Source organism: Hydrogenophaga sp. Root209 (assembly GCF_001428625.1).
Lineage (GTDB): Bacteria > Pseudomonadota > Gammaproteobacteria > Burkholderiales > Burkholderiaceae_C > Hydrogenophaga.
Genome location: NZ_LMIE01000029.1, coordinates 245,614 through 265,861, shown reverse-complemented (window position 1 = coordinate 265,861; position 20,248 = coordinate 245,614). Strand labels below are relative to the sequence as shown.

The following is a 20,248-nucleotide window of genomic DNA, read 5'->3' as shown; positions in this document are numbered from 1 at the left end:
CACGTCATTGGGCTCCCGCTGGCAGTTGAATGCCGGTTTGTCGGGGCCCCTATTCAGCCCCGCAGCCCCGAGGAGACAAACCCATGAGTGACACCGCCATCGCCACCGCGCCCGTTGCAGCCGCCCCCGCCACCAGCACCGCGCCCACCACGGTCGATTACCGCACCGAGCCGGGCCAATACCGCCACTGGAAGCTGGCGTTCGACGGCGCAGTGGCCACGCTGTCGATCGACATCAACGAAGACGCCGGCATCCGTCCCGGCTACAAGCTCAAGCTCAACAGCTACGACCTCGGTGTGGACATCGAGCTGCACGACGCGCTGAACCGCGTGCGTTTCGAGCACCCCGAGGTGCGCACCGTGGTGGTCACCAGCGCCAAGGACCGCGTGTTCTGCTCCGGCGCCAACATCTTCATGCTCGGTGTCTCCAGCCACGCCTGGAAGGTGAACTTCTGCAAGTTCACCAACGAGACGCGCAACGGCATCGAAGACTCTTCCAAACACAGCGGCCTCAAGTTTGTGGCCGCGCTCAACGGCGCCTGTGCCGGTGGCGGGTACGAGCTGGCGCTGGCGTGCGACGAGATCGTGCTGGTCGACGACCGATCGTCCGCCGTGTCGCTGCCCGAAGTGCCTTTGCTCGGCGTCTTGCCCGGCACCGGCGGCCTGACCCGCGTGACCGACAAGCGCCACGTGCGCCACGACTTGGCCGACATCTTCTGCACCACCAGCGAAGGTGTGCGCGGCAAGAAGGCGGTCGACTGGCGCCTGGTGGACTCGATCGCCAAACCCCAGCAGTTCGCCGCTCACGTGAAGGAGCGCGCCGACGCGCTGGCTTTGAGCAGCGACCGCCCGGCCGCCGGCAAAGGCGTGGCCCTGCCGCGCATTGAGCGCAACGACAGCGCGGATGGCATTGGCTATGCGTTCGTGAACGTGGCCATCGACCGCACCAGGCGCAGCGCCACCATCACCCTGAAGGCACCCACCGGCGCCCAGCCCAAGGACATCGCCGGCATCGAAGCCGCGGGCGCCGCCTGGTGGCCGCTGCAGATGGCGCGTGAACTCGACGACGCCATCCTCTGCCTGCGCACGAACGAACTCGACATCGGCACATGGCTGCTCAAGACCGAGGGCGATGCCGCCGCCGTGCTGGCCAGCGACGCGCTGATGCTGGCGCACAAGGACCATTGGCTGGTGCGCGAGACGCTGGGCCTGATGCGCCGCACCTTCGCCCGGCTCGACGTGTCCTCGCGCAGCCTGTTCGCCCTCATCGAGTCCGGCTCGTGCTTCGTTGGCTGCTTTGCCGAGCTGGCCTTCTGCGCCGACCGCGCCTACATGCTGGCCCTGCCCGACGACGCCGACAAGGCGCCCAAGCTGCAGCTCGACGAGTTCAACTTCGGCTATCTGCCCATGGTCAATGACCAGTCGCGCCTGCAGCGCCGCTTCTACGAAGAGGCGGCACCGATGGAAGCCGCGCGTGGCGCCATCGGCCAGGCGCTGGACGCCGATGCCGCGTTCGCACTCGGCCTGGTCACCGCCGCTCCGGACGACATCGACTGGGACGACGAGGTGCGCATGGCGCTTGAGGAGCGCGCCTCCATGTCGCCCGACGCGCTCACCGGTCTGGAAGCCAACCTGCGTTTCGCGCAGAAGGAAAACATGGCCACCCGCATCTTCGGCCGGCTCACTGCCTGGCAGAACTGGATATTCATCCGCCCCAACGCTGTTGGCGAAAAGGGTGCGCTCAAGGTCTATGGCAAAGGCGACAAGGCCGCCTTCGATTTCAACCGCGTCTGATTGATTCATCTCCGACACCGAACCCGAGGAAGCACAACATGAGCACGATCGACTACAGCGACAAAATTCCCAACAACGTCAACCTGAGCGAAGACCGCACGCTGCAGCGCGCGCTGGAGCAGTGGCAGCCGAACTACCTGAAGTGGTGGGACGACATGGGCCCGGACGGCTCGCAGAACTTCGATGTCTACCTTCGCACCGCGGTCAGCGTGGACCCGCAGGGCTGGGCGCAGTTCGGTCACGTGAAGATGCCCGACTACCGCTGGGGCATTTTTCTGAACCCGGCCGAGCAGGACCGCAAGATCCACTTCGGTGACCACAAGGGCGAAGCCGCCTGGCAGGACGTGCCTGGCGAATACCGCGCCAACCTGCGCCGCATCATCGTGACCCAAGGCGACACCGAGCCCGCATCGGTGGAGCAGCAGCGCCACCTGGGCCTGACCGCCCCCAGCCAATACGACCTGCGCAACCTGTTCCAGGTGAACGTGGAAGAAGGCCGCCACCTCTGGGCCATGGTGTATTTGCTGCACAAGTACTTCGGCAAGGACGGCCGCGAAGAGGGCGAAGCCCTGCTGGAGCGCAACAGCGGCAACGCCGACAACCCCCGCATCCTGGAAGCCTTCAACGAAGAAACACCCGACTGGCTGAGCTTCTTCATGTTCACCTACTTCACCGACCGCGACGGCAAGTTCCAGCTGTGTGCGCTGGCCGAAAGCAGTTTCGACCCGCTGGCCCGCACCACCAAGTTCATGCTGACCGAAGAGGCGCACCACATGTTCGTGGGTGAGTCCGGTGTGAGCCGCGTGATCAACCGCACCTGCCAGGTGATGAACGAGTTGAAGACCGACGACCCGGCCAAGCTGCGCGCCGCCGGCGTGATCGATCTGCCGACCCTCCAGCGCTACCTGAACTTCCACTTCTCGGTGACCATCGACCTGTTCGGCGCCGACGAGTCGAGCAACGCCGCCACCTTCTATTCCACCGGCCTCAAAGGGCGCTACGAAGAAGGCAAGCGCATGGACGACCACGTGCTCAAGGGCCAGACCTACCGCGTGCTCAACGTGCAGAACGGCCAGCTGGTGGAGAAAGAAGTGCCGATGCTCAACGCACTCAACGAAGTGCTGCGCGACGACTACATCAAGGACAGCGTGGGTGGCGTGGAGCGCTGGAACAAGGTGATCGAGAAGGCCGGCATCCCCGTGCGCCTGACCGTGCCGCACAAGGCATTCCACCGCAACATCGGCTTGCTCAAGGGCGTGAAGGTCGCACCTGACGGCCGCGTGATCTCCGAGTCGGAATGGGCCGCCAACCGCGACAACTGGCTGCCCAGCGAGTCGGACCGCGCCTTCGTGGCCAGCCTGATGGGCCGTGTGGTCGATCCTGGCAAGTTTGCCAACTGGATCGCGCCACCGGTCATGGGTGTCAACCGCCAGCCGGTGGACTTCGAATACATTCGCTTCGCTTGACCCGGTCCACCCCCGCGCCGCGCCTGCGGCGCGTCACCCCCTCAAGGGGGCGTCGCCTGCGGCCTGGCAAAGCCAGTTCCGCGGCGACCTTGGTTGAATGTCCCCTCGCTCCTACACTGTCTCTTGATATTTCGGAGACTTGCCATGAACGCCCCAGCCGAACTCGCTGTCATCAAGCAGCACCTGATCGATCCCGAGATCTGCATCCGCTGCAACACCTGCGAAGCGATCTGCCCGGTGCAGGCGATCACGCACGATTCGCGCAACTACGTGGTCGATGCCTCGAAGTGCAACCTGTGCATGGACTGCATCTCGCCATGCCCCACCGGCTCCATCGACAACTGGCGCACCATGCCCCTGGTGCGCGCCTACACACCCGAAGAGCAGCTCACCTGGGACGAGCTCCCGCCCGAGTTGCCGCCTGAAGAGCTGGAGGGCCTGACGGCCGTCGAAGGCAGCACCGTTCGGGCCGAGCCCGTCCAGGCCCCCGCCAGCCCGATCCCCGGTGAACAGGCCTTCGTGGCCAGCAGCTACGGCGCCACGCTGCCGCCCTGGTCCGCTGCACACGCCTACACCAACCTGTACGGCCCCAAGGCCGCGCAGAAAACCGTGACCGCCACCGTGGTGGGCAACCTGCGTGTCACCGAAGTGGGCAAGACGGCTGGCAGCGACTACGACACGCACCACCTGGTGCTCGACTTCGGTGCCATGCCCTTCCCGGTGCTCGAGGGGCAGAGCATCGGTGTGATCCCGCCCGGTGTGGACGCCAAAGGCAAGCCGCACCATGCGCGCCAGTACAGCATTGCCAGTCCGCGCAACGGCGAGCGCGTGGGTCACAACAACCTGTCGCTCACCATCAAGCGCGTGCTGGAAGACCACCAGGGTCAACCGGTGCGCGGTGTGGCCAGCAATTTCATGTGCGACCTCCAGGTGGGTGACACGGTGGAGGTGATCGGCCCGTTCGGCACCAGCTTCCTCATGCCCAACCACCCGCGCTCGAACATCGTGATGATCTGCACCGGCACCGGCAGCGCCCCGATGCGCGCCATGACCGAGTGGCGCCGCCGCCTGCGGGGTTCGGGCAAGTTCGAGGGCGGCAAGCTCATGCTGTTCTTCGGCGCGCGCTCGCAGGAGGAACTGCCGTACTTCGGCCCGCTGCAGAACCTGCCCAAGGACTTCATCGACACCAACTTCGCGTTCAGCCGCACGCCAGGCGCACCCAAGCGCTATGTGCAGGACGCCATGCGCGAGCGCGCGGCCGACCTGGCCGCGTTGCTGCGAGACCCCAACACCTTCTTCTATGTGTGTGGCTTGAAGAGCATGGAAGAGGGCGTGGTGCTGGCCTTGCGCGATGTGGCCCAAGGCGCCGGACTCAGTTGGGACGACCTCGGTACAGCCCTCAAACGCGAAGGTCGTCTTCACCTGGAAACATACTGAGGTCCTTTGGCCTCAGGGTTTGCCCGCGCAATCTGCAGCCCGGGGCGGGGGGAAGCGCGCGGTGTCGCGCCAGCCCCGGTGGGATGGCTTACATTGCGGTCTTCCTATGAAGACTGAACATATGTCGCCCTCCGCCCCCAGCCGGCCCGCCATCGAGGTGGACGTGGTGATGCGGCGTGAGCCTGTGAGTGGCCCCATGAGCCGCTGGCAGCCGTTTCGCTGGGTGTTGGGCGACGTGTTGTTGCGCGGCAGCCCGGACGAAACCGGGCCCGAAGGTGTGGAGCACGACCACGAGCCGCAGGCGGTCGAACCCGTCGATGCCCCCGCAGATGACGGCACCACCACCCACTGGTTGTTCCCCCGTTTTCGCGTGATGCTGTTTCGCGACGACGCCGAAGGCTATTTCCTCAACCTCAACAGTCCGAATCCCTGCTTCTGGGTGTTCTGGCGTGCCGATGAAGAGCGCCTGCTCGACGGTGAGCCCATGGCTGTGCCGCAGATCGTCACGCTGAGCTACCACGATGCCGGTCGCTGGCTCGACGCACAGGAGCGCGTGGACCAGGTGCCCGCGGCGCCCGAGGTGGTGGACTGGTTGCGCGGCTTCGTGGACGTCACCTACCAGCCCGAGCCCAAGCGCCGCCAGCGCCCCGAGAGCTTCAAACCCTTGACCGACCGTTTTGGCCAGCCCGTGCGCGTGACGACTGAAAAGCGGCGCGGCGGTGGTGGACCTGCGGGACAGTGACCATGGCCACGGACGACGACAACAATTTCTTTTCGCGCTGGTCGCGCCGCAAGGTGCAGGTGCGCACCGGCGAACCGCTGTCGGCCGAGCCACCGGTCCCGGCCGCTGCAGTCGTGCTGCCCGCAGCCGTTGCGGCGCCCGCGCCCGTCATTCCATCGACCGAGCAGCCGCCCGAAGCGCCCCCCGCGCTCACGCTCGATGACGTGGCCCGCCTCACGCCTGAATCCGATTATTCGGCCTTCGTGGCCCGCAGCGTGTCACCCGACGTGCGCAATGCGGCGGTGAAGAAACTCTTCACCGACCCGCGCTACAACATCATGGACGGGCTGGACATCTACATCGACGACTACTCCCAGCCGAGCCCGCTCTCGGCTGCGGACATGGCCAAGATGGTGGGTGCGCAGTTCCTGAAACTGGTGGACGATCCGAACGAAGAGAAACCAGCCGCCGCCGCGGCCGCAGCGCCCCCAACCGAGACCACTGACGCCGCACCCGAAGCTGGCGAGGCCTTGCCAGACGACCACAACGATCCCCCCGTCCCCGAGACACCGGACCCCCACGATGACCACGCTGATCTGCAATTGCAACCAGACCATGCCCCTGAACCCCCGGGTTCTGGGCGAGGCCCTGGATGAAGACCTGACCGTTCACACCACGCTGTGCCGCCGCGACGCCCCCGCGTTCCAGCGCGCCGTGCGCAGCAACGACGATTTGGTGGTTGCCTGCACCCAGGAGAGCCGCCTCTTCACCGAACTCTCCGAACAGACCGAGGGCGCGGTGTCGCTCGACGTGCGGCCGATCAAGTTCGTCAACATCCGCGAAACCGGCGGCTGGAGCCGTGAAGCCAAAGACGCCACGCCCAAGATGGCCGCCCTGCTGGCCGCCGCCCGCCTGCCCGATGCCGAGCCGGTGCCCACCGTCACCTACAAGAGCGCGGGCCGCCTGCTGATCATCGGTGCGCTGCAAGATGCCGAGCGCGTGGCCGATCTGGTGTCCGACACGCTGGAAGTCAGCCTCATGTCCACCGGTGGCAGGGGCATGCAGACCCGCCGCTACCCCGTGATCGCTGGCGACATCGGGGAAGTGCGCGGCTGGCTCGGCGCGTTCACGGTGGACTGGACCACCAGCAACCCGATCGACCTGGACCTCTGCACGCGCTGCAACGCCTGCGTGGCCGTCTGCCCGGAAGGCGCCATCGGTCTGGACTACCAGATCGACCTCGACAAGTGCAACAACCACCGCGCCTGCGTGAAGGCCTGCGAAGCGGTGGGCGCGATCAACTTCCAGCGCGACGCACAAGACCACAGTGAGAAGTTCGACGTGGTGCTCGACCTCCGGGCCGAACCAGCATTCAAGCAGCATGCCCACCCACAGGGTTACTTTCATCTGGGCAGCGGTATCGACAACGCCGCCGGCATGGCCACCGCGCTCAAGCTGCGCGAACTCGTGGGTGAGTTCGAGAAGCCCAAGTTCTTCACCTACAAACAGAAGCTCTGCGCGCACGGCCGCAACGAAACCGTGGGCTGCAACGCCTGCGTCGAGATCTGCTCGGCGCTGGCCATCAGCAGCGACCTCAAGCGCAACCAGATCGTCGTCAACCCCAACCTCTGCGTGGGCTGCGGCGCCTGCACCACCGTGTGCCCGACCGGCGCACTGTCGTACGCCTACCCGCGTGCGAGCGAGCAGGGCGTGAAGCTGCGCACCCTGCTGGCCACCTACGCCAAGGCCGGCGGACAGAACGCTGTGCTGTTGTTGCACAGTCAGGAAGCTGGTACGGCGCTCGTCAACGAACTGGGCCGCGTGGCATCGATGGACAAGGCCTTTCGCGGCGTGCCCGCGCGCGTGATTCCGATGCCGCTGTGGCACACGGCGTCCATCGGCCTGGACGTGTGGCTCTCGGCCTTTGCCTACGGTGCCTCGCAGGTCTGGGTGCTCATGACCGGCGAAGAAGCGCCGCAGTACCGCGAGGCGGTGCGCGAGCAGATGGCGGTGGCCCAGGCCTTGGTGCTCGGCCTGGGTTACAGCGGACACCACTTCCGCCTGATCGAGGTCAACGACATCCAGGCCCTGGACGCCGCACTCGTGCAAGCCCCGGCGCAGACCGTCAAGCGCCGTGCCACCTTTGCCATTCAGGCGGAGAAGCGCGCCACCGTCGAGCTGGCCATCGACCACCTGCTGCAGGACAGCGCCGCCCAGCGCCCGGCGATGGAAGCCATCGCGCTGCCCGGCGCCTCGCTGCTGGGCACGATCGCGGTCAACAAGGACACCTGCACGCTGTGCCTGAGCTGCGTGAGCGCCTGCCCGGCCAGTGCCTTGCAGGACAACACCGAACGCCCGCAACTGCGCTTCATCGAGAAGAACTGCGTGCAGTGCGGCCTGTGCGCCAGCACCTGCCCGGAAGACGCCATCACCCTGCAGCCGCGCCTGTTGCTCGGCGAACAGCGCAAGCAGTTGCGTGTGCTCAACGAAGCCCAGCCCTACCACTGCATCCGCTGCGCCAAACCCTTCGGCACCCTCAAGGGCATCGAGGTCATGCTCGGCAAGCTCTCGGGCCATTCCATGTTTCAGGGCGAAGCGCTGGAACGCCTGAAGATGTGCGGCGACTGCCGCGTGGTGGACCTGTACTCCAATCCGGGCGAGACCCGCATCACCGATTTGTGAATTCCGACGAAGCCATGAACAACGCCATTCCGATCACGTCCACCCTGGACGAAGAAACCGCCCGCGCCGAGGTCTATGGTCTGCTGGCCGCGCTGTACTACGCGCCGCCCTCGCCCGAGCTCATGGCCCAACTGCGCGTGGCCGTGACCGAAGCGCCCGCCGCCGGTGGTTTTCTGGAAGAACCCTGGCGCGACGTGGTGGCCGCCGCGCGCGAGCTGGACGACGCGGGCGCAGTGGCCGAATACAACGCGCTCTTCGGCGGCGTGGGCAAGCCCGAGGTTTACGTCTTTGGCTCGCACTACCTCAGCGGATTCCTGAACGAAAAGCCGCTGGCTGCGCTGCGCAGCGATCTGGCTGTGCTCGGTCTCGGCCGCGACGACACCATGCCCGAGACCGAAGACCACGTGGCCTACGTCTGCGAAGTGATGCGCTACCTGATCGCCGGCGAAGACGTCGAGGTGGCCAACCTCACGCAACAGCAGAAGTTCTTCGTCGCCCATGTGCAGCCGTGGGTTCCGGCCATGTGCGAGGCCATCGTTGCCCATCCGAAAGCGAAGTTCTACGCCACCCTGGCGGCCTTCACCAACGCCTTCGTCGGTGTTGAGGCGCAGGGTTTCGACATGCTGGTCTGATACAGGGTCAGTACAGGTAGACCGCTCCGCTGCCACTGGTCGTGTTGTCGGACTGATCGCCACCGATGCCGGTGGCCGTACTGTCTTCGCCCTCCGCCAGGACCGCCAGAGTCTGACCGTCGCCCGATAGCGCAAGGCTGGTGCCGAATGCGTCTCCATCTTCGGCATTGGGCGCCTTGATGTAGCGTGTTGCGCGCCATGCCGTTCCATCGCGGCGGAAGAGGTAGACCGCTCCCGCTCTGATGCTGGTGTCGTCCTGATCCACCCCCAACCCTTGCCTCGATCCGTCTTCATCCGGAGAACCCACGGCCAACGTGTTGCCGTCGGCCGACAGGCTCAGCGCATGACCGAATTCGTCGAACTCACTGGCATTGAACGCCTTGATGTAGGCCTGTTGCGTCCATGCTCCAGCGTTGAAGACAAAAACATAGGCGGCGCCGCTGTTGAGTCGCCCATTGCCCTGATCCCCATCAATGTCCAGAGCGGGGCTGTCTTCAAATTTGGCGCCGACGGCGGCGGTGAGGCCGTCGCCCGAGAGAGCCACGCTGGTCCCGAAGCCATCGCCGATGCCCGCGTTGGATGCTGTCAGGCGGGTCTGATGGCTCCACACCCCCGCCGTGCGGGTGAAAACATGCACCACGCCCGGTGCATCCGGCGGCGCATCTGCTGTGGAAAAGGGTGCGCCGACGAGCAGGGTGTCTCCCGAGGTGGACAGCGCCAGCGCATCCCCGTAGCGGTCGTGGTCCTGATCGGACACCAATGCTGCGGGTGGGTCCTGCCACCCCAGGGGGCTTCGTGTGTACACGTACACGACGTTGAACTGACCCGCCGAACCGGAGGCCCGCACCGCCAGTGTGTTGCCGTCGCCCGCCAGCGCCAGCGGGGAGCCGAAGGCGAGCAGGAGCAGAGGCTGAGGGTCCGGCAGCACCTCTTCCTGGGCCCAGTGGCTGCCCACGCGCTCGAACACATGAACCTTGCGCGGGAGACCAGAGGCAATGACCATGCGGATGCCATCGGCCGAGATGGCCAGTGACGAACCGAACCTGGCGTTTACTGTGGGCACCGCGGCCTTGATGAACTGCTGCAGCACCCAGCCTGCCGGGCCTTTGGTGAATACAAGCACCGCGCCGCTGGCAGGCGCAGAGACATCGTTGGGGTCGCCAGCCACGCTCTTGTCGTTGGGCACGCCCATGGCCAGGGTGCTGCCGTCGGCCGACAAGACCACGCTGTCCCCCAGGAAGGCGTTCGCGGTTGTCTTGAAATAGCCGGTGGCCTGGTTGAGAGCGGCGGTGGTGACGGTGGTGACCGAGGAGTAGGCGACGCACCCAGCGGCGTTGCAGGCCTGAATGCTGTAGCGCGCATTCAGGCGTTCGGGCAGGAGCACGCTCAGCGCGTGTTGTGTTGTGTTGGCTGGAAGGCTGGCTACCTCCACCGCAGCAAGGGAGCCCTCAAGTTGTTCGAAAACCCGATAGCCGGTTTCTCCCGTGGCGTCGGGCCAGGACAGCAGCAGCGTCTTGATGCCCGGCACGGTGATGTCGAGTGTGGCCAACGGTCCAAAACCGTTGTTGCCGTCGCCACCCACGTTGTCGGTGTTGACGTCGCCATCTCCTCCGCCGCAAGCCGACAGCAGGACGGTGAAGATGGCGATCCATTGGCGAAATCTGGTGTTCACGTGCATTCCCCGGGGAGTAAAAAAAACAGCCCCGATGAAAACGCAGATCACACGTTCAACCTATACCGCGAATATGGTATTTCGAGCCTGCTGTTCAGAGCCCAGTCTCTCGCGACCCTGGGCGCCCATCGCGAGTGGATTGCGCGGCGGGCGCCTGCGGCTCGGTGAAAAGCCGCACGCTGAAGATCGCACCGGACGTGCCGTCGTCGCGGTTGGCGGCCGCTATGTGGCCGCCGTAGCGCTCCACGAGCCCCTGGCTGATCCACAGGCCCAGGCCGTTGCCGTCGTTCTTGGTGGTGAAGAACGGGCGGAACAGACGCTCTTGCGTGGCCTCGCTGAGACCGGCACCGCTGTCGATCACGCGCAACTCGGCGCCCTCGTCGCGGTCGCGCGTTTCCAGCCGCAGCACGCCGCCCTGCGGCATGGCCTGGATCGCGTTGATCAGCAGGTTGATGATGACCTGCTGCAGTTCCTGGCGGTTGCTGCCCACGCGCCGTGTGCACAGCAGGTCACGCTGGACCTCGATCTGGGTCTGCGACATCAGATGTCCCACCAGCACCAGGCAGTCGTTGACCGTGCGGTTGAGGTCAAGCGACTCCACGTAACCAGCGTATTCGGTGGGTCGCGCGTATTGCAGCAGTTGGGTGACGATCAGGCGCATGCGTTCGACCTGCTCGTCGAGCAACTGCAGTTCGCCACGCACCGGCTGCGCGTGCGTGCCCAGGGTCTCGCGCATCAGGTCGAGGTTGCCCTGCATCACCGCAATCGGGTTGTTGATCTCGTGGGCGATGCTGGCGGTGAGCTGGCCGATGGCCGCGAGCTTTTCGCTTTTGACGAGTTGTTGCTGCGCCATCTGAAGCGACTCGTTGCTCATCTCCAGCTCGCGCGTGCGCTCGGCCACCTTGTGGTCGAGCTCCTCGCCCCAGCGCCGCAGCGCCGCAGTCTTGTCGTCGATGACGTCCAGCAGTTCGTCCAGATGACCGGCGAGTGCACCGAGTTCGTCGCGAGCCGAGATATCACCCACACGCGCCTTTGACTGACCTTCTTCCACCAGCTGCATGGTGCGGTTCATGCGCTGCACCGGCTGGAAGATGCTGCGCGCCCAGCGCAGCGAGAACCAGGCCGAGAGCGCCATCACGCCGAGAAAGATCAAGCCCATCACCGCCAGCATCGCGTAGCGCACCAGTCGAAAGGGGGCTTCGGTGAAGCCCACGTAGAGCATGCCGATGCGTGCTCCGGTGGCATCCTGCAGTGGCTCATAGGCGGACACATACCAGTCGTTGACGACGAAGGCGCGGTCCAGCCAGGTGTTGCCACGGCCCAGCACCGCGTCGCGCACCGCCTGCGACACCCGGGTGCCGATGGCGCGCTGGTCCTGGAACAGGCGCACGTTGGTGGTGATGCGCACGTCGTCCATGAACAGTGTGGCCGTGCCCTGGCTGCCGAAAGGCAGGGCGCCTTCGGGGTAGACGATGCGGTTGATGTGGTCGATGAAATCGAGGTTCTGGTTCAGCAGCAGGCCGCCGGCGAGCACCGCGATGGTCTGGCCTCTGGCATCCAGCACTGGGTGAGTGGACAGCATCACCATGGCGCGGCGCTCGACCTCGCGCGTGTCGGGTGCGGCGTTGCGCGTGGCCACCAGCGGAATGCGCAGTCGCGGCGACAGGTGGGGTGCGAGCGCGTCGAGTGCCTCAGGCTCCAGCAGCAGCAGCCGGGCCTGCGTGTTCGTTCGACCGGGCAGCAGCGACGCAGCGAGCCCGGCGGGCATGGGCGGAATCGGCGCGGTGGCGTCAGCGCTGCTGAGGCCCGTGGGCACAGCGCGTGCCAGTGGCTTGCCCTTCGCGTCGTAGAGCAGCAGGAAATCGAGACCGAGCCGTTCGCGCGCCAACGCGAGCTGTTCGCTCAGGCCGTACTTGTCCGTGGGCGCCTGGCGCAACGCTGCGTACAGCGACTGCGAACCCGCCACACCCAGGGTGCCCGAGCCGACCTCACCGAGCACCTGCTCGAAGTAGCCGTGCGCCACCGCGAGGTCGCTGCGCACTTTGGTGATCAGGAGCCGGTCGTAGGCCACGTTGCCCCACAGGGCCAGGGCGATCACCAGCATCGGGAACGCCACCAGCAGCGGCAGCAAGGCCATGGCCAGCAGCTTGTTGCGGACCGAGCCCGCCAGCCAGCGCGGCGTGCGCCAGAGGGTCATGCTGGTGGCCACGCGCAGCGCGGCGGGGGTGTTTTCACAAGCTGTTCCATTCGGCCACGCGGCGCTCCAGCGTGCGTCGCGATACACCGAGCAGTTGAGCCGCGCGCGTCTTGTCGCCCTGCACCGAGTCGAGCACCGTGAGGATGTGCAGCTTCTCCATCGCGTGCAGGTCGGTTGGCTTGGCCGCAGCCGTGGCGCTGCCCTGCGTCTGGTTGACGCCCGGGTACAGGGCCGAGACGTTGAGCGTGCCCAGGATCAGCGAACGCTCGATCAGGTTGCGCAGCTCGCGCACGTTGCCCGGCCAGTCGTACTGAGCCAGAAAGTCCATCTCCTGGGCGCTGATCGTCAAAGGCTCCACGCCGAGCGAGGGCGCGAGCTGAGCCATGAAGTGCGCCACCAGCTCGGGGATGTCCTGTTTGTGCGCGCGCAGCGGCGCCAGGTTCAGGTCGACCACCTGCAGGCGGAAGAACAGGTCCTTGCGGAAGCGGCCGGCTTCCACTTCGGCGCTGAGCTGGCGGTTGGTCGCTGCGATGATGCGCAGGTTGACCGGCACCAGTTGCTCGCTGCCCACGGGGCGGATCTTGAGGTCTTCGATGGCGCGCAACAGCGTGGCCTGGATCGGCAACGGCAGTTCGGCGATCTCGTCGAGAAACAGCGTGCCGCCCTGCGCGTAGTGAAAGAGGCCGTCGCGCGCGCGGGTGGCGCCGGTGAACGCGCCCTTGGCGTGGCCGAAGAGTTCGCTCTCGATCAGCTCGGGCGACACCGCCGCGCAATTGACCGGCACGAACGGTCCGCTGGCGCGACTGCTCTGCGCGTGCAGCTCTCGCGCCACCAGTTCCTTGCCGGTGCCCGACTCGCCTTGCAGCAGCACCGTGCTGTTGACCGGCGCCACACGGGCCATGGCGGTTCGCAGGGTCTGCATGTCCAGCGATTGGCCCACCAGGGCGGTGCCGCGCCCGGGAGGCTGCGAGACGGCGCGGCGCAGCACGAAGTTTTCGCGGCGCAGGCGCGAGCGCTCGTAGCAGTGCTTCACCGCATTGAGGATCTGCGGCACGCGAAACGGTTTGAGGATGAAATCGGAAGCGCCGGCGCGCAGCGCCTCGATGGCGGTGTCCAGGTCGGCGAAGGCGGTGATCAGGATCACCTCGCCGGTGAAGCCGTGTTCGCGCAACTCCTTGAGCCAGACCACGCCGCTTTTGCCGGGCAGCGAGATGTCCAGAATGATCAGGTCGACATGGTGGCCGCGCAACCACTGCGCGCCGTCTTCGGCACTGCCCGCGCTCATCACGAAATGGCAGCGCGGTGCCAGCGTCTTGACGAGGAAGTTGAGCATGCCTTGCTCGTCGTCGACGATCAGGATCGACCAGTCGGGCCAGCCCTCCAAGGATTTGTCGGGCCCGGAGGGCGAAAGTGATGTTTCCACCCGTCGGGATTCTACGGACGTAGCCTACGAAATCAGTGGGGTATTGGCGCAAACCCCACGGTGGTGCGGGGTGCTGCATCAGCGGGGCATGTGCTTCATGTGCGACAAGTTGTCGCGCTGCTGTGTGACAACTTGACCGCATGCGCTGTGGGACGTCGACATTCGCATGCGGGTATTCCCGAGGGCGTCGACCTGCTCGACGACCGGATCGTGAGTGTGCTCAAGGTGTGGCGCGGCATGGCCGCCTGGCTCCACCGCATCGGTACCGAAACCTTTGGCTTATGGCACGCTTCTGGCTATCAAAAGCGCAGCAAGCGGCGATGCTGCAATGCCGCATGAAGAGCGACCGGGCCGCCGGGATCGAAACACGATTGGCTACGTATGAACCACCTTGCAACCCATACACGGTGGGGTTAGATTCCACGTATGCAAAAGGCCCGCACGTTGGTTGGCGGTCCATTTCAACCTGGAGATCTGCATGACCAAGCCCTCCCACCCGACCACAGGTGAAGAACGTTCCGGCCTGAACCGGCGCACCCTGTTTGCCGGAGCCTCCACGGTTGGCGCGCTCGCCGCTGCTGCAGCCTTGATCCCACGCGCACCGGTCGAAGAGACCGCCGCGATCAAGGCCAAACCCGCACCCACCAAAGGTGGCGGCTACAGCCTCAGCGATCACGTCAAACAGTATTACCAGACCACCCGCATCTGAGCGGACGGCTGTTCCTTGAATCCCCACGTTCTCGTTCGTTCGATGCCCCGGACAGGGGCGCAAGCCGCTGCCCCGGCGGCTTCCCAGGAGGCAAAACCATGCTGCTGACCAAAAAATCATCCTCCACGGGTGGACACGCTGCTCGCGTGCATTCCACCTTTGTCCACAACCTGCAGCGCGGCCTGTCGACGGCTCTGCCCACCATGGACCGACGCGCGTTTCTGCGCCGCTCCGGCATGGGCGTGGGCGTGGGTCTGGCCGCGTCTCAACTCGTGCTGGTGAAGAAAGCCAGGGCGGCTGAGGGCAAGTCGATCGACGGCACCGGCAAGATCGAAGTCAAGCGCACCGTCTGCACCCACTGTTCGGTGGGCTGTGCGACCGACGCGATCGTCGAGAACGGTGTCTGGGTGCGACAGGAGCCGGTGTTCGATTCCCCCATCAACCTGGGTGCCCACTGCGCCAAAGGTGCCGCCTTGCGCGAGCATGGCCACGGCGAATACCGCCTGCGCTACCCCATGAAGCTGGTCAACGGCAAGTACGAGCGCATCAGCTGGGACGTGGCCCTGGACGAGATCACCGCGAAAATGAAAGAGTTGCGCGAGGCCAGCGGCCCCGACTCGGTCTACTTCATCGGTTCGTCCAAGCACAACAACGAGCAGTCTTATCTGCTGCGCAAGTTCGTGAGCTTCTGGGGCACCAACAACTGCGACCACCAGGCCCGCATCTGCCACTCCACCACGGTGGCCGGTGTTGCGAACACCTGGGGCTACGGCGCCATGACCAACTCGTACAACGACATGCAGAACAGCAAGTGCGCGTTGTACATCGGCTCCAACGCCGCCGAAGCCCACCCCGTGTCGATGCTGCACATGCTGCACGCCAAGGAAAACGGCTGCAAGATGATCGTGGTCGACCCGCGCTTCACACGCACGGCCGCCAAGGCCGACGAATACGTGCGCATCCGCTCCGGCACCGACATCCCCTTCCTCTTCGGCCTGCTGTATCACATCTTCAAGAACGGCTGGGAAGACAAGCAGTACATCAACGACCGCGTCTACGGCATGGACGCGGTGAAGGCCGACGTGATGGCCAAGTGGACACCGGACAAGGTGGAAGAAGCCTGTGGCGTCGGCGAAGCGCAGATGTTCAAGGTCGCCGAGATGATGGCCAAGAACCGCCCGTCCACACTGGTCTGGTGCATGGGGCAAACCCAGCACTCCATCGGCAATGCGATGGTGCGCGCATCGTGCATCGTGCAACTGGCGCTGGGCAACGTCGGCAAGAGCGGCGGCGGTGCGAACATCTTCCGCGGCCACGACAACGTGCAGGGCGCGACCGACATCGGCCCCAACCCCGATTCGCTGCCAGGCTACTACGGTCTGGCCGCCGGCTCGTGGAAGCACTTCGCCACCGTGTGGGGTGTGGACTACGAATGGATCAAGAAGCAGTACGCCGAAGGCATGATGGAGAAGCCCGGCATCACGGTCTCGCGCTGGATCGATGGCGTGCTGGAAAACAACGAGCTGATCGACCAGGGCCCGAATCTGCGCGGCGTGTTCTATTGGGGTCACGCGCCCAACTCGCAAACCCGCGGTGTGGAAATGAAGCGCGCGATGGACAAGCTGGACCTGCTTGTTGTGGTGGACCCCTATCCGTCGGCCACGGCGTCCATGGCGGCCATGCCCGGCAAGCCCGAAGACCTCAACCCGAACCGCGCGGTGTACCTGTTGCCTGCGGCCACCCAGTTCGAAACCAGTGGGTCCGTCACGGCGTCCAACCGTTCGCTGCAATGGCGTGAAAAGGTGATTGATCCGCTGTGGGAGAGCCGCAGCGACCACATGATCATGCACCAGTTCGCCGAGAAGTTGGGCTTCGCCAACGAGCTCAGCAAGAACTACAAGATGCAGAAGATCAAGGGCCTGGACGAACCAATGCCCGAAGAGATCCTGCGCGAGGTCAACCGCTCGTGCTGGACCATCGGCTACACCGGCCAGAGCCCGGAACGCCTCAAGGCCCACATGCGCAACATGAACGCCTTCGATGTGAAGACGCTCAAGGTCAAGGGCAAGGTCATTGACAAGGAGACCGGCTATGACATGACCGGTGACTACTTCGGTCTGCCTTGGCCTTGCTACGGCACGCCTGAGATCAAGCACCCCGGTTCGCCCAACCTGTACGACACCTCCAAGTCCATGATGGAGGGCGGCGGAAACTTCCGCGCGAACTTCGGCGTGGAGCGTGAAGGCAAGAACCTGCTGGCCGAAGACGGATCGCATTCGTTGAATGCCGAGATCACCACCGGCTTCCCCGAGTTCGACCACATCCTGCTCAAGAAGTTGGGTTGGTGGGGCGACCTTACCGATGCCGAGCAGAAGGCTGCCGAGGGCAAGAACTGGAAGACCGACCTATCTGGTGGCATTCAGCGGGTCTCGATGGCACACGGTTGCCACCCTTGGGGCAACGCAAAGGCGCGTGCCGTGGTGTGGAATTTTCCCGATGCAATCCCTCAGCACCGTGAGCCGATCTACGGCATCCGTCCCGACCTCGTGGCCAAGTACCCCAGCCACGATGACCAGAAGACGCGCTGGCGCATGCCGGTGCTCTACAAGTCGCTGCAGGCCAAGAACATCGAAGACAAGATGCACGAGAAATTCCCGCTCATCATGACGTCGGGACGCCTGGTCGAGTACGAGGGTGGCGGCGAGGAAACCCGCTCCAACCCCTGGCTGGCCGAGCTGCAGCAAGAGATGTTCGTCGAGATCAATCCGGAAACGGCAGCGGCACGCGGCATCCGCAACGGCGAGCGCGTGTGGGTGAGCAGCCCCACCGGTGCGCGTCTCAATGTGCAGGCGCTGGTGACACCACGCGTGGGACCAGACACCGTGTTCCTGCCGTTTCACTTCTCCGGCCGCTGGCAGGGCGTGGACATGAAGCCTTACTACCCGGATGGTGCCTTCCCTGTGGTGCGCGGCGAGGCCGTCAACACTGCGACCACGTATGGCTACGACATCGTCACGATGATGCAGGAAACCAAGACCACCATCTGCAACGTCGAAAAAGCCTAAGACCAGGAGCACACCATGGCAAGAATGAAATTCATCTGTGATGCAGAGCGCTGCATCGAATGCAACGGTTGCGTGACCGCCTGCAAGAACGAGCACGAGGTGCCTTGGGGCGTGAACCGCCGCCGCGTGGTGACGCTCAACGACGGCGTGCCCGGCGAGAAGTCCATCTCGGTCGCCTGCATGCACTGCAGCGACGCACCTTGCATGGCCGTGTGTCCTGTGAACTGCTTCTACCGCACCGACGAAGGCGTGGTGCTGCACGACAAGGACGTGTGCATCGGTTGCGGCTACTGCTCCTACGCCTGCCCGTTCGGCGCGCCGCAGTTCCCCTCGCAGGGCACGTTTGGTGTGCGCGGCAAGATGGACAAGTGCACCTTCTGTGCCGGCGGCCCCGAGGCCCATGGCAGCCAGGATGAGTTCGAGAAGTACGGACGCAACCGCCTGGCCGAAGGCAAGCTGCCGGCCTGCGCCGAGATGTGCTCGACCAAGGCGCTGCTCGCCGGTGACGGCGACGTGGTGGCCGACATCTTCCGCAACCGCGTGTTGCAGCGTGGCAAGGGCGCCGAAGTCTGGGGCTGGGGCACCGCCTACGGCACCGCACAAGGGACCAAATCATGATCCAGCGTTTCACCCTCACCATCGCAGCGGCAGCCCTGACATTGGGCTTGGCGGCCTGCGGCGACCAGCCGCAGGAAATGAACGGCGCAGGCGTCAAGCAGGACGGCGCCCCCTACACCGGCGTGGGCAAGAGCCAGTACGCCCAGGGTGGCTGGAGCGTGGGCGACAAGGCCAGTTGGGAGCAGCAGCTCAAGGCACGCGCTCAGTACGGACAGAACGACTACACCCGCATGTCCAAGTAACAAGGAACGCTGTATGCAACGGTTTTTGACCGCTGGCTTGCGCCAGCTCGCATCACCCGCTTTCCTGGCTGCTGCCTTGCTCGCGCTCAGCGCGGGTGTGGCCAGCGCTCAAGCCGTGAAACCGGCCACGGCACAGGACGACCCGGCTCCGCCGGCCGCGGCCGCACCGGCAGCCGCCCAGCCGGGAGGTATCCGCAGCGCCAACATCTTCGAGATCGCGCCCGATGCGGCCACCGATCCGAAGTACAGCGAGCAGACCAACGCCGAACGTGGCAAGGTCCAGCCGGGCAACAACGCGCCCATGTGGCGTGATGTCGGCAAAGGTGTGACGGGCTATTCGAGCCTGCCCTACCCGGAAGCCGGAAACATGATCCAGGGTTTCGTGCAGTACCCCGGCTCACGCCTGACCAACGCCGGTGAAGCCTGGCGCCAGGTGCGCAACAACTGGATCGTGCCTTACGGGGGCTCGCTGTTGTTGATCGTGTTGGTGGCGCTTGCGCTGTTTTACTTCGGCAAAGGCTCGATCAAGCTGCACGGCAGCGAGACCGGTCGCGTCATCGAGCGCTTCACGTACGTCGAGCGCGCAGCCCACTGGGTCAACGCCATCGCCTTCGTGGTGCTGGCTGTCTCGGGCATCGTCATGGCGTTCGGCAAGTTCTTCCTGTTGCCCGTCATCGGCAGCACGCTGTTTGGCTGGCTGACCTACGCGCTCAAGAACATGCACAACTTTGCCGGTCCGCTGTTTGCGGTGTCGCTGGTGGTGGTGTTCTTCACCTTCCTCAAGGACAACTGGCCCAGCAAGGAAGATTTCGCCTGGCTCATGAAGGCGGGCGGCCTGTTCGGCTCCGCAGAAGTGCCTTCGCACCGTTTCAACGCGGGTGAAAAGCTCGTGTTCTGGGGTGGCGTGTTTTTCCTGGGGCTCATCGTGGTGGGCTCCGGGGTGTTCCTCGACAAGATCGTGCCGGCCGTGGAGTACACCCGCGCCAACATGCAGGTGGCCAGCATGATCCACGGGGTGGCCACCGTGCTGATGATGGCCATGTTCCTGGGACACATCTACATGGGCACCATCGGCATGCAAGGCGCCTACAAGGCCATGAAGACCGGCTATGTGGACGAGACCTGGGCCAAGGAACACCACGAGCTCTGGTACGACGACATCAAGGCCGGCAAGATCCCCGCCCACCGCACGACGGCTGCCACGGCGGCCAGCGATGCGCCCCGCACCGCCTGAACGCATCCCGATTTTCTGAAGCAAGGAAACCCCATGAAACGCAGCCTTCTGTGCCTCTCGATGCTGTTGGCCACGTCCGTGTTTGCCAAGTTGCCCGCACCCGTGTTGACCGAGGAAGCCAAAGCCAAGGCCGAAGAAGCCAAGGCCAAGACCGCCTGGGCCGCCAAGGTCGACAGCTACAAGCTGTGCCTGTCCATGGACCGTGCGGCCAGCAACTACTTCAAGACGGCCGCTGCCAGCGGGAAGTCCGTGAAGCCAGCGGCGGCAGTGCCCGCCTGCGCCGATCCAGGACCGTTCACCTACGTGGCCGCAGCGGCCGCAGCCGTGGCCAAGCCGGCCGAAGCGGCGGGCGCCCAT

17 protein-coding genes are annotated in these 20,248 nt (G+C 65.1%); 14 read left to right on the top strand and 3 right to left on the bottom strand.

Annotated elements, in window-relative coordinates:
- Positions 1–83 precede the first annotated feature (83 nt).
- From boxC to ASE11_RS14715, 7 genes are all read left to right on the top strand, one after another.
- A complete protein-coding gene (gene boxC, locus ASE11_RS14745) occupies positions 84–1,793 on the top strand; it encodes a 2,3-epoxybenzoyl-CoA dihydrolase (protein ID WP_056272895.1) in 1,710 nt (569 codons plus the stop codon).
- A 38-nt stretch (positions 1,794–1,831) separates the two neighbouring features.
- A complete protein-coding gene (gene boxB, locus ASE11_RS14740; protein WP_056272892.1) occupies positions 1,832–3,259 on the top strand; it encodes a benzoyl-CoA 2,3-epoxidase subunit BoxB in 1,428 nt (475 codons plus the stop codon).
- Between the two features lie 144 nt (positions 3,260–3,403).
- Positions 3,404–4,696, top strand: a complete 1,293-nt coding sequence (gene boxA / locus ASE11_RS14735) for a benzoyl-CoA 2,3-epoxidase subunit BoxA (protein ID WP_056272889.1) — start codon at positions 3,404–3,406, stop codon at positions 4,694–4,696.
- Between the two features lie 121 nt (positions 4,697–4,817).
- On the top strand, positions 4,818–5,438 hold the full coding sequence (locus ASE11_RS14730) for a DUF3305 domain-containing protein (RefSeq protein ID WP_056272885.1): 621 nt from the start codon (positions 4,818–4,820) through the stop codon (positions 5,436–5,438).
- 2 nt (positions 5,439–5,440) lie between these two features.
- Complete coding sequence (locus ASE11_RS14725; protein ID WP_082585790.1) at positions 5,441–6,073, top strand: DUF3306 domain-containing protein; 633 nt, start codon at positions 5,441–5,443, stop codon at positions 6,071–6,073.
- Positions 6,033–8,099, top strand: a complete 2,067-nt coding sequence (locus ASE11_RS14720) for a 4Fe-4S binding protein (protein ID WP_056272878.1) — start codon at positions 6,033–6,035, stop codon at positions 8,097–8,099. The genes ASE11_RS14725 and ASE11_RS14720 overlap by 41 nt, the downstream gene beginning before the upstream one ends.
- 14 nt (positions 8,100–8,113) lie before the next feature.
- Complete coding sequence (locus tag ASE11_RS14715) at positions 8,114–8,731, top strand: molecular chaperone (RefSeq protein ID WP_056274224.1); 618 nt, start codon at positions 8,114–8,116, stop codon at positions 8,729–8,731.
- Positions 8,732–8,738: 7 nt separating this feature from the next.
- Here ASE11_RS14715 and ASE11_RS14710 read toward each other — a convergent pair whose 3' ends face one another.
- From ASE11_RS14710 to ASE11_RS14700, 3 genes are all read right to left on the bottom strand, one after another.
- Positions 8,739–10,403 (bottom strand): hypothetical protein, encoded by a 1,665-nt coding sequence (locus tag ASE11_RS14710; RefSeq protein ID WP_162258052.1) that lies wholly within the window; start codon positions 10,401–10,403, stop codon positions 8,739–8,741.
- 94 nt (positions 10,404–10,497) lie between these two features.
- A complete protein-coding gene (locus ASE11_RS14705) occupies positions 10,498–12,600 on the bottom strand; it encodes a cache domain-containing protein (protein WP_056274223.1) in 2,103 nt (700 codons plus the stop codon).
- A 34-nt stretch (positions 12,601–12,634) separates the two neighbouring features.
- Entirely contained in the window at positions 12,635–14,023 is a 1,389-nt protein-coding gene (locus ASE11_RS14700; protein WP_056272869.1) for a sigma-54-dependent transcriptional regulator, read from the bottom strand.
- A gap of 99 nt (positions 14,024–14,122) precedes the next feature.
- On the opposite strand from ASE11_RS14700, the gene ASE11_RS25935 reads away from it, so the two are divergent.
- The 7 genes from ASE11_RS25935 to ASE11_RS14670 all read left to right on the top strand — a co-directional run.
- Positions 14,123–14,362, top strand: coding sequence for a hypothetical protein (locus ASE11_RS25935; RefSeq protein ID WP_156406369.1), 240 nt, complete (start codon positions 14,123–14,125; stop codon positions 14,360–14,362).
- Positions 14,363–14,501: 139 nt separating this feature from the next.
- Positions 14,502–14,732, top strand: coding sequence for a hypothetical protein (locus ASE11_RS14695; protein WP_056274221.1), 231 nt, complete (start codon positions 14,502–14,504; stop codon positions 14,730–14,732).
- A 98-nt stretch (positions 14,733–14,830) separates the two neighbouring features.
- Positions 14,831–17,797, top strand: a complete 2,967-nt coding sequence (locus tag ASE11_RS14690) for a formate dehydrogenase subunit alpha (protein ID WP_056272865.1) — start codon at positions 14,831–14,833, stop codon at positions 17,795–17,797.
- Between the two features lie 15 nt (positions 17,798–17,812).
- Positions 17,813–18,415 carry a formate dehydrogenase FDH3 subunit beta gene (gene fdh3B, locus ASE11_RS14685; RefSeq protein ID WP_056272861.1) on the top strand — a complete coding sequence of 201 codons (603 nt, stop codon included), beginning with the start codon at positions 17,813–17,815 and terminating at the stop codon, positions 18,413–18,415.
- Complete coding sequence (locus tag ASE11_RS14680; protein WP_056272858.1) at positions 18,412–18,657, top strand: hypothetical protein; 246 nt, start codon at positions 18,412–18,414, stop codon at positions 18,655–18,657. Before fdh3B ends, ASE11_RS14680 begins: the two co-directional genes overlap by 4 nt.
- 13 nt (positions 18,658–18,670) lie before the next feature.
- On the top strand, positions 18,671–19,891 hold the full coding sequence (locus tag ASE11_RS14675; protein ID WP_056272853.1) for a formate dehydrogenase subunit gamma: 1,221 nt from the start codon (positions 18,671–18,673) through the stop codon (positions 19,889–19,891).
- 33 nt (positions 19,892–19,924) lie between these two features.
- Positions 19,925–20,248: hypothetical protein (locus ASE11_RS14670; protein WP_235501307.1), on the top strand; the 324-nt coding region annotated here is incomplete at its 3' end.

Excerpts from the sequence above, each read along its gene's own strand:
- ASE11_RS14680 (WP_056272858.1), top strand. The coding sequence starts at position 18,412 with ATGATCCAGCGTTTCACCCTCACCATCGCAGCGGCAGCCCTGACATTG.
- ASE11_RS14720 (WP_056272878.1), top strand. The coding sequence starts at position 6,033 with ATGCCCCTGAACCCCCGGGTTCTGGGCGAGGCCCTGGATGAAGACCTG.
- boxB (WP_056272892.1), top strand. The coding sequence starts at position 1,832 with ATGAGCACGATCGACTACAGCGACAAAATTCCCAACAACGTCAACCTG.
- ASE11_RS14730 (WP_056272885.1), top strand. The coding sequence starts at position 4,818 with ATGTCGCCCTCCGCCCCCAGCCGGCCCGCCATCGAGGTGGACGTGGTG.
- ASE11_RS14715 (WP_056274224.1), top strand. The coding sequence starts at position 8,114 with ATGAACAACGCCATTCCGATCACGTCCACCCTGGACGAAGAAACCGCC.
- ASE11_RS14675 (WP_056272853.1), top strand. The coding sequence starts at position 18,671 with ATGCAACGGTTTTTGACCGCTGGCTTGCGCCAGCTCGCATCACCCGCT.
- ASE11_RS14690 (WP_056272865.1), top strand. The coding sequence starts at position 14,831 with ATGCTGCTGACCAAAAAATCATCCTCCACGGGTGGACACGCTGCTCGC.
- boxA (WP_056272889.1), top strand. The coding sequence starts at position 3,404 with ATGAACGCCCCAGCCGAACTCGCTGTCATCAAGCAGCACCTGATCGAT.
- fdh3B (WP_056272861.1), top strand. The coding sequence starts at position 17,813 with ATGGCAAGAATGAAATTCATCTGTGATGCAGAGCGCTGCATCGAATGC.
- ASE11_RS14725 (WP_082585790.1), top strand. The coding sequence starts at position 5,441 with ATGGCCACGGACGACGACAACAATTTCTTTTCGCGCTGGTCGCGCCGC.
- boxC (WP_056272895.1), top strand. The coding sequence starts at position 84 with ATGAGTGACACCGCCATCGCCACCGCGCCCGTTGCAGCCGCCCCCGCC.
- ASE11_RS14695 (WP_056274221.1), top strand. The coding sequence starts at position 14,502 with ATGACCAAGCCCTCCCACCCGACCACAGGTGAAGAACGTTCCGGCCTG.
- ASE11_RS14705 (WP_056274223.1), bottom strand. The coding sequence starts at position 12,600 with ATGACCCTCTGGCGCACGCCGCGCTGGCTGGCGGGCTCGGTCCGCAAC.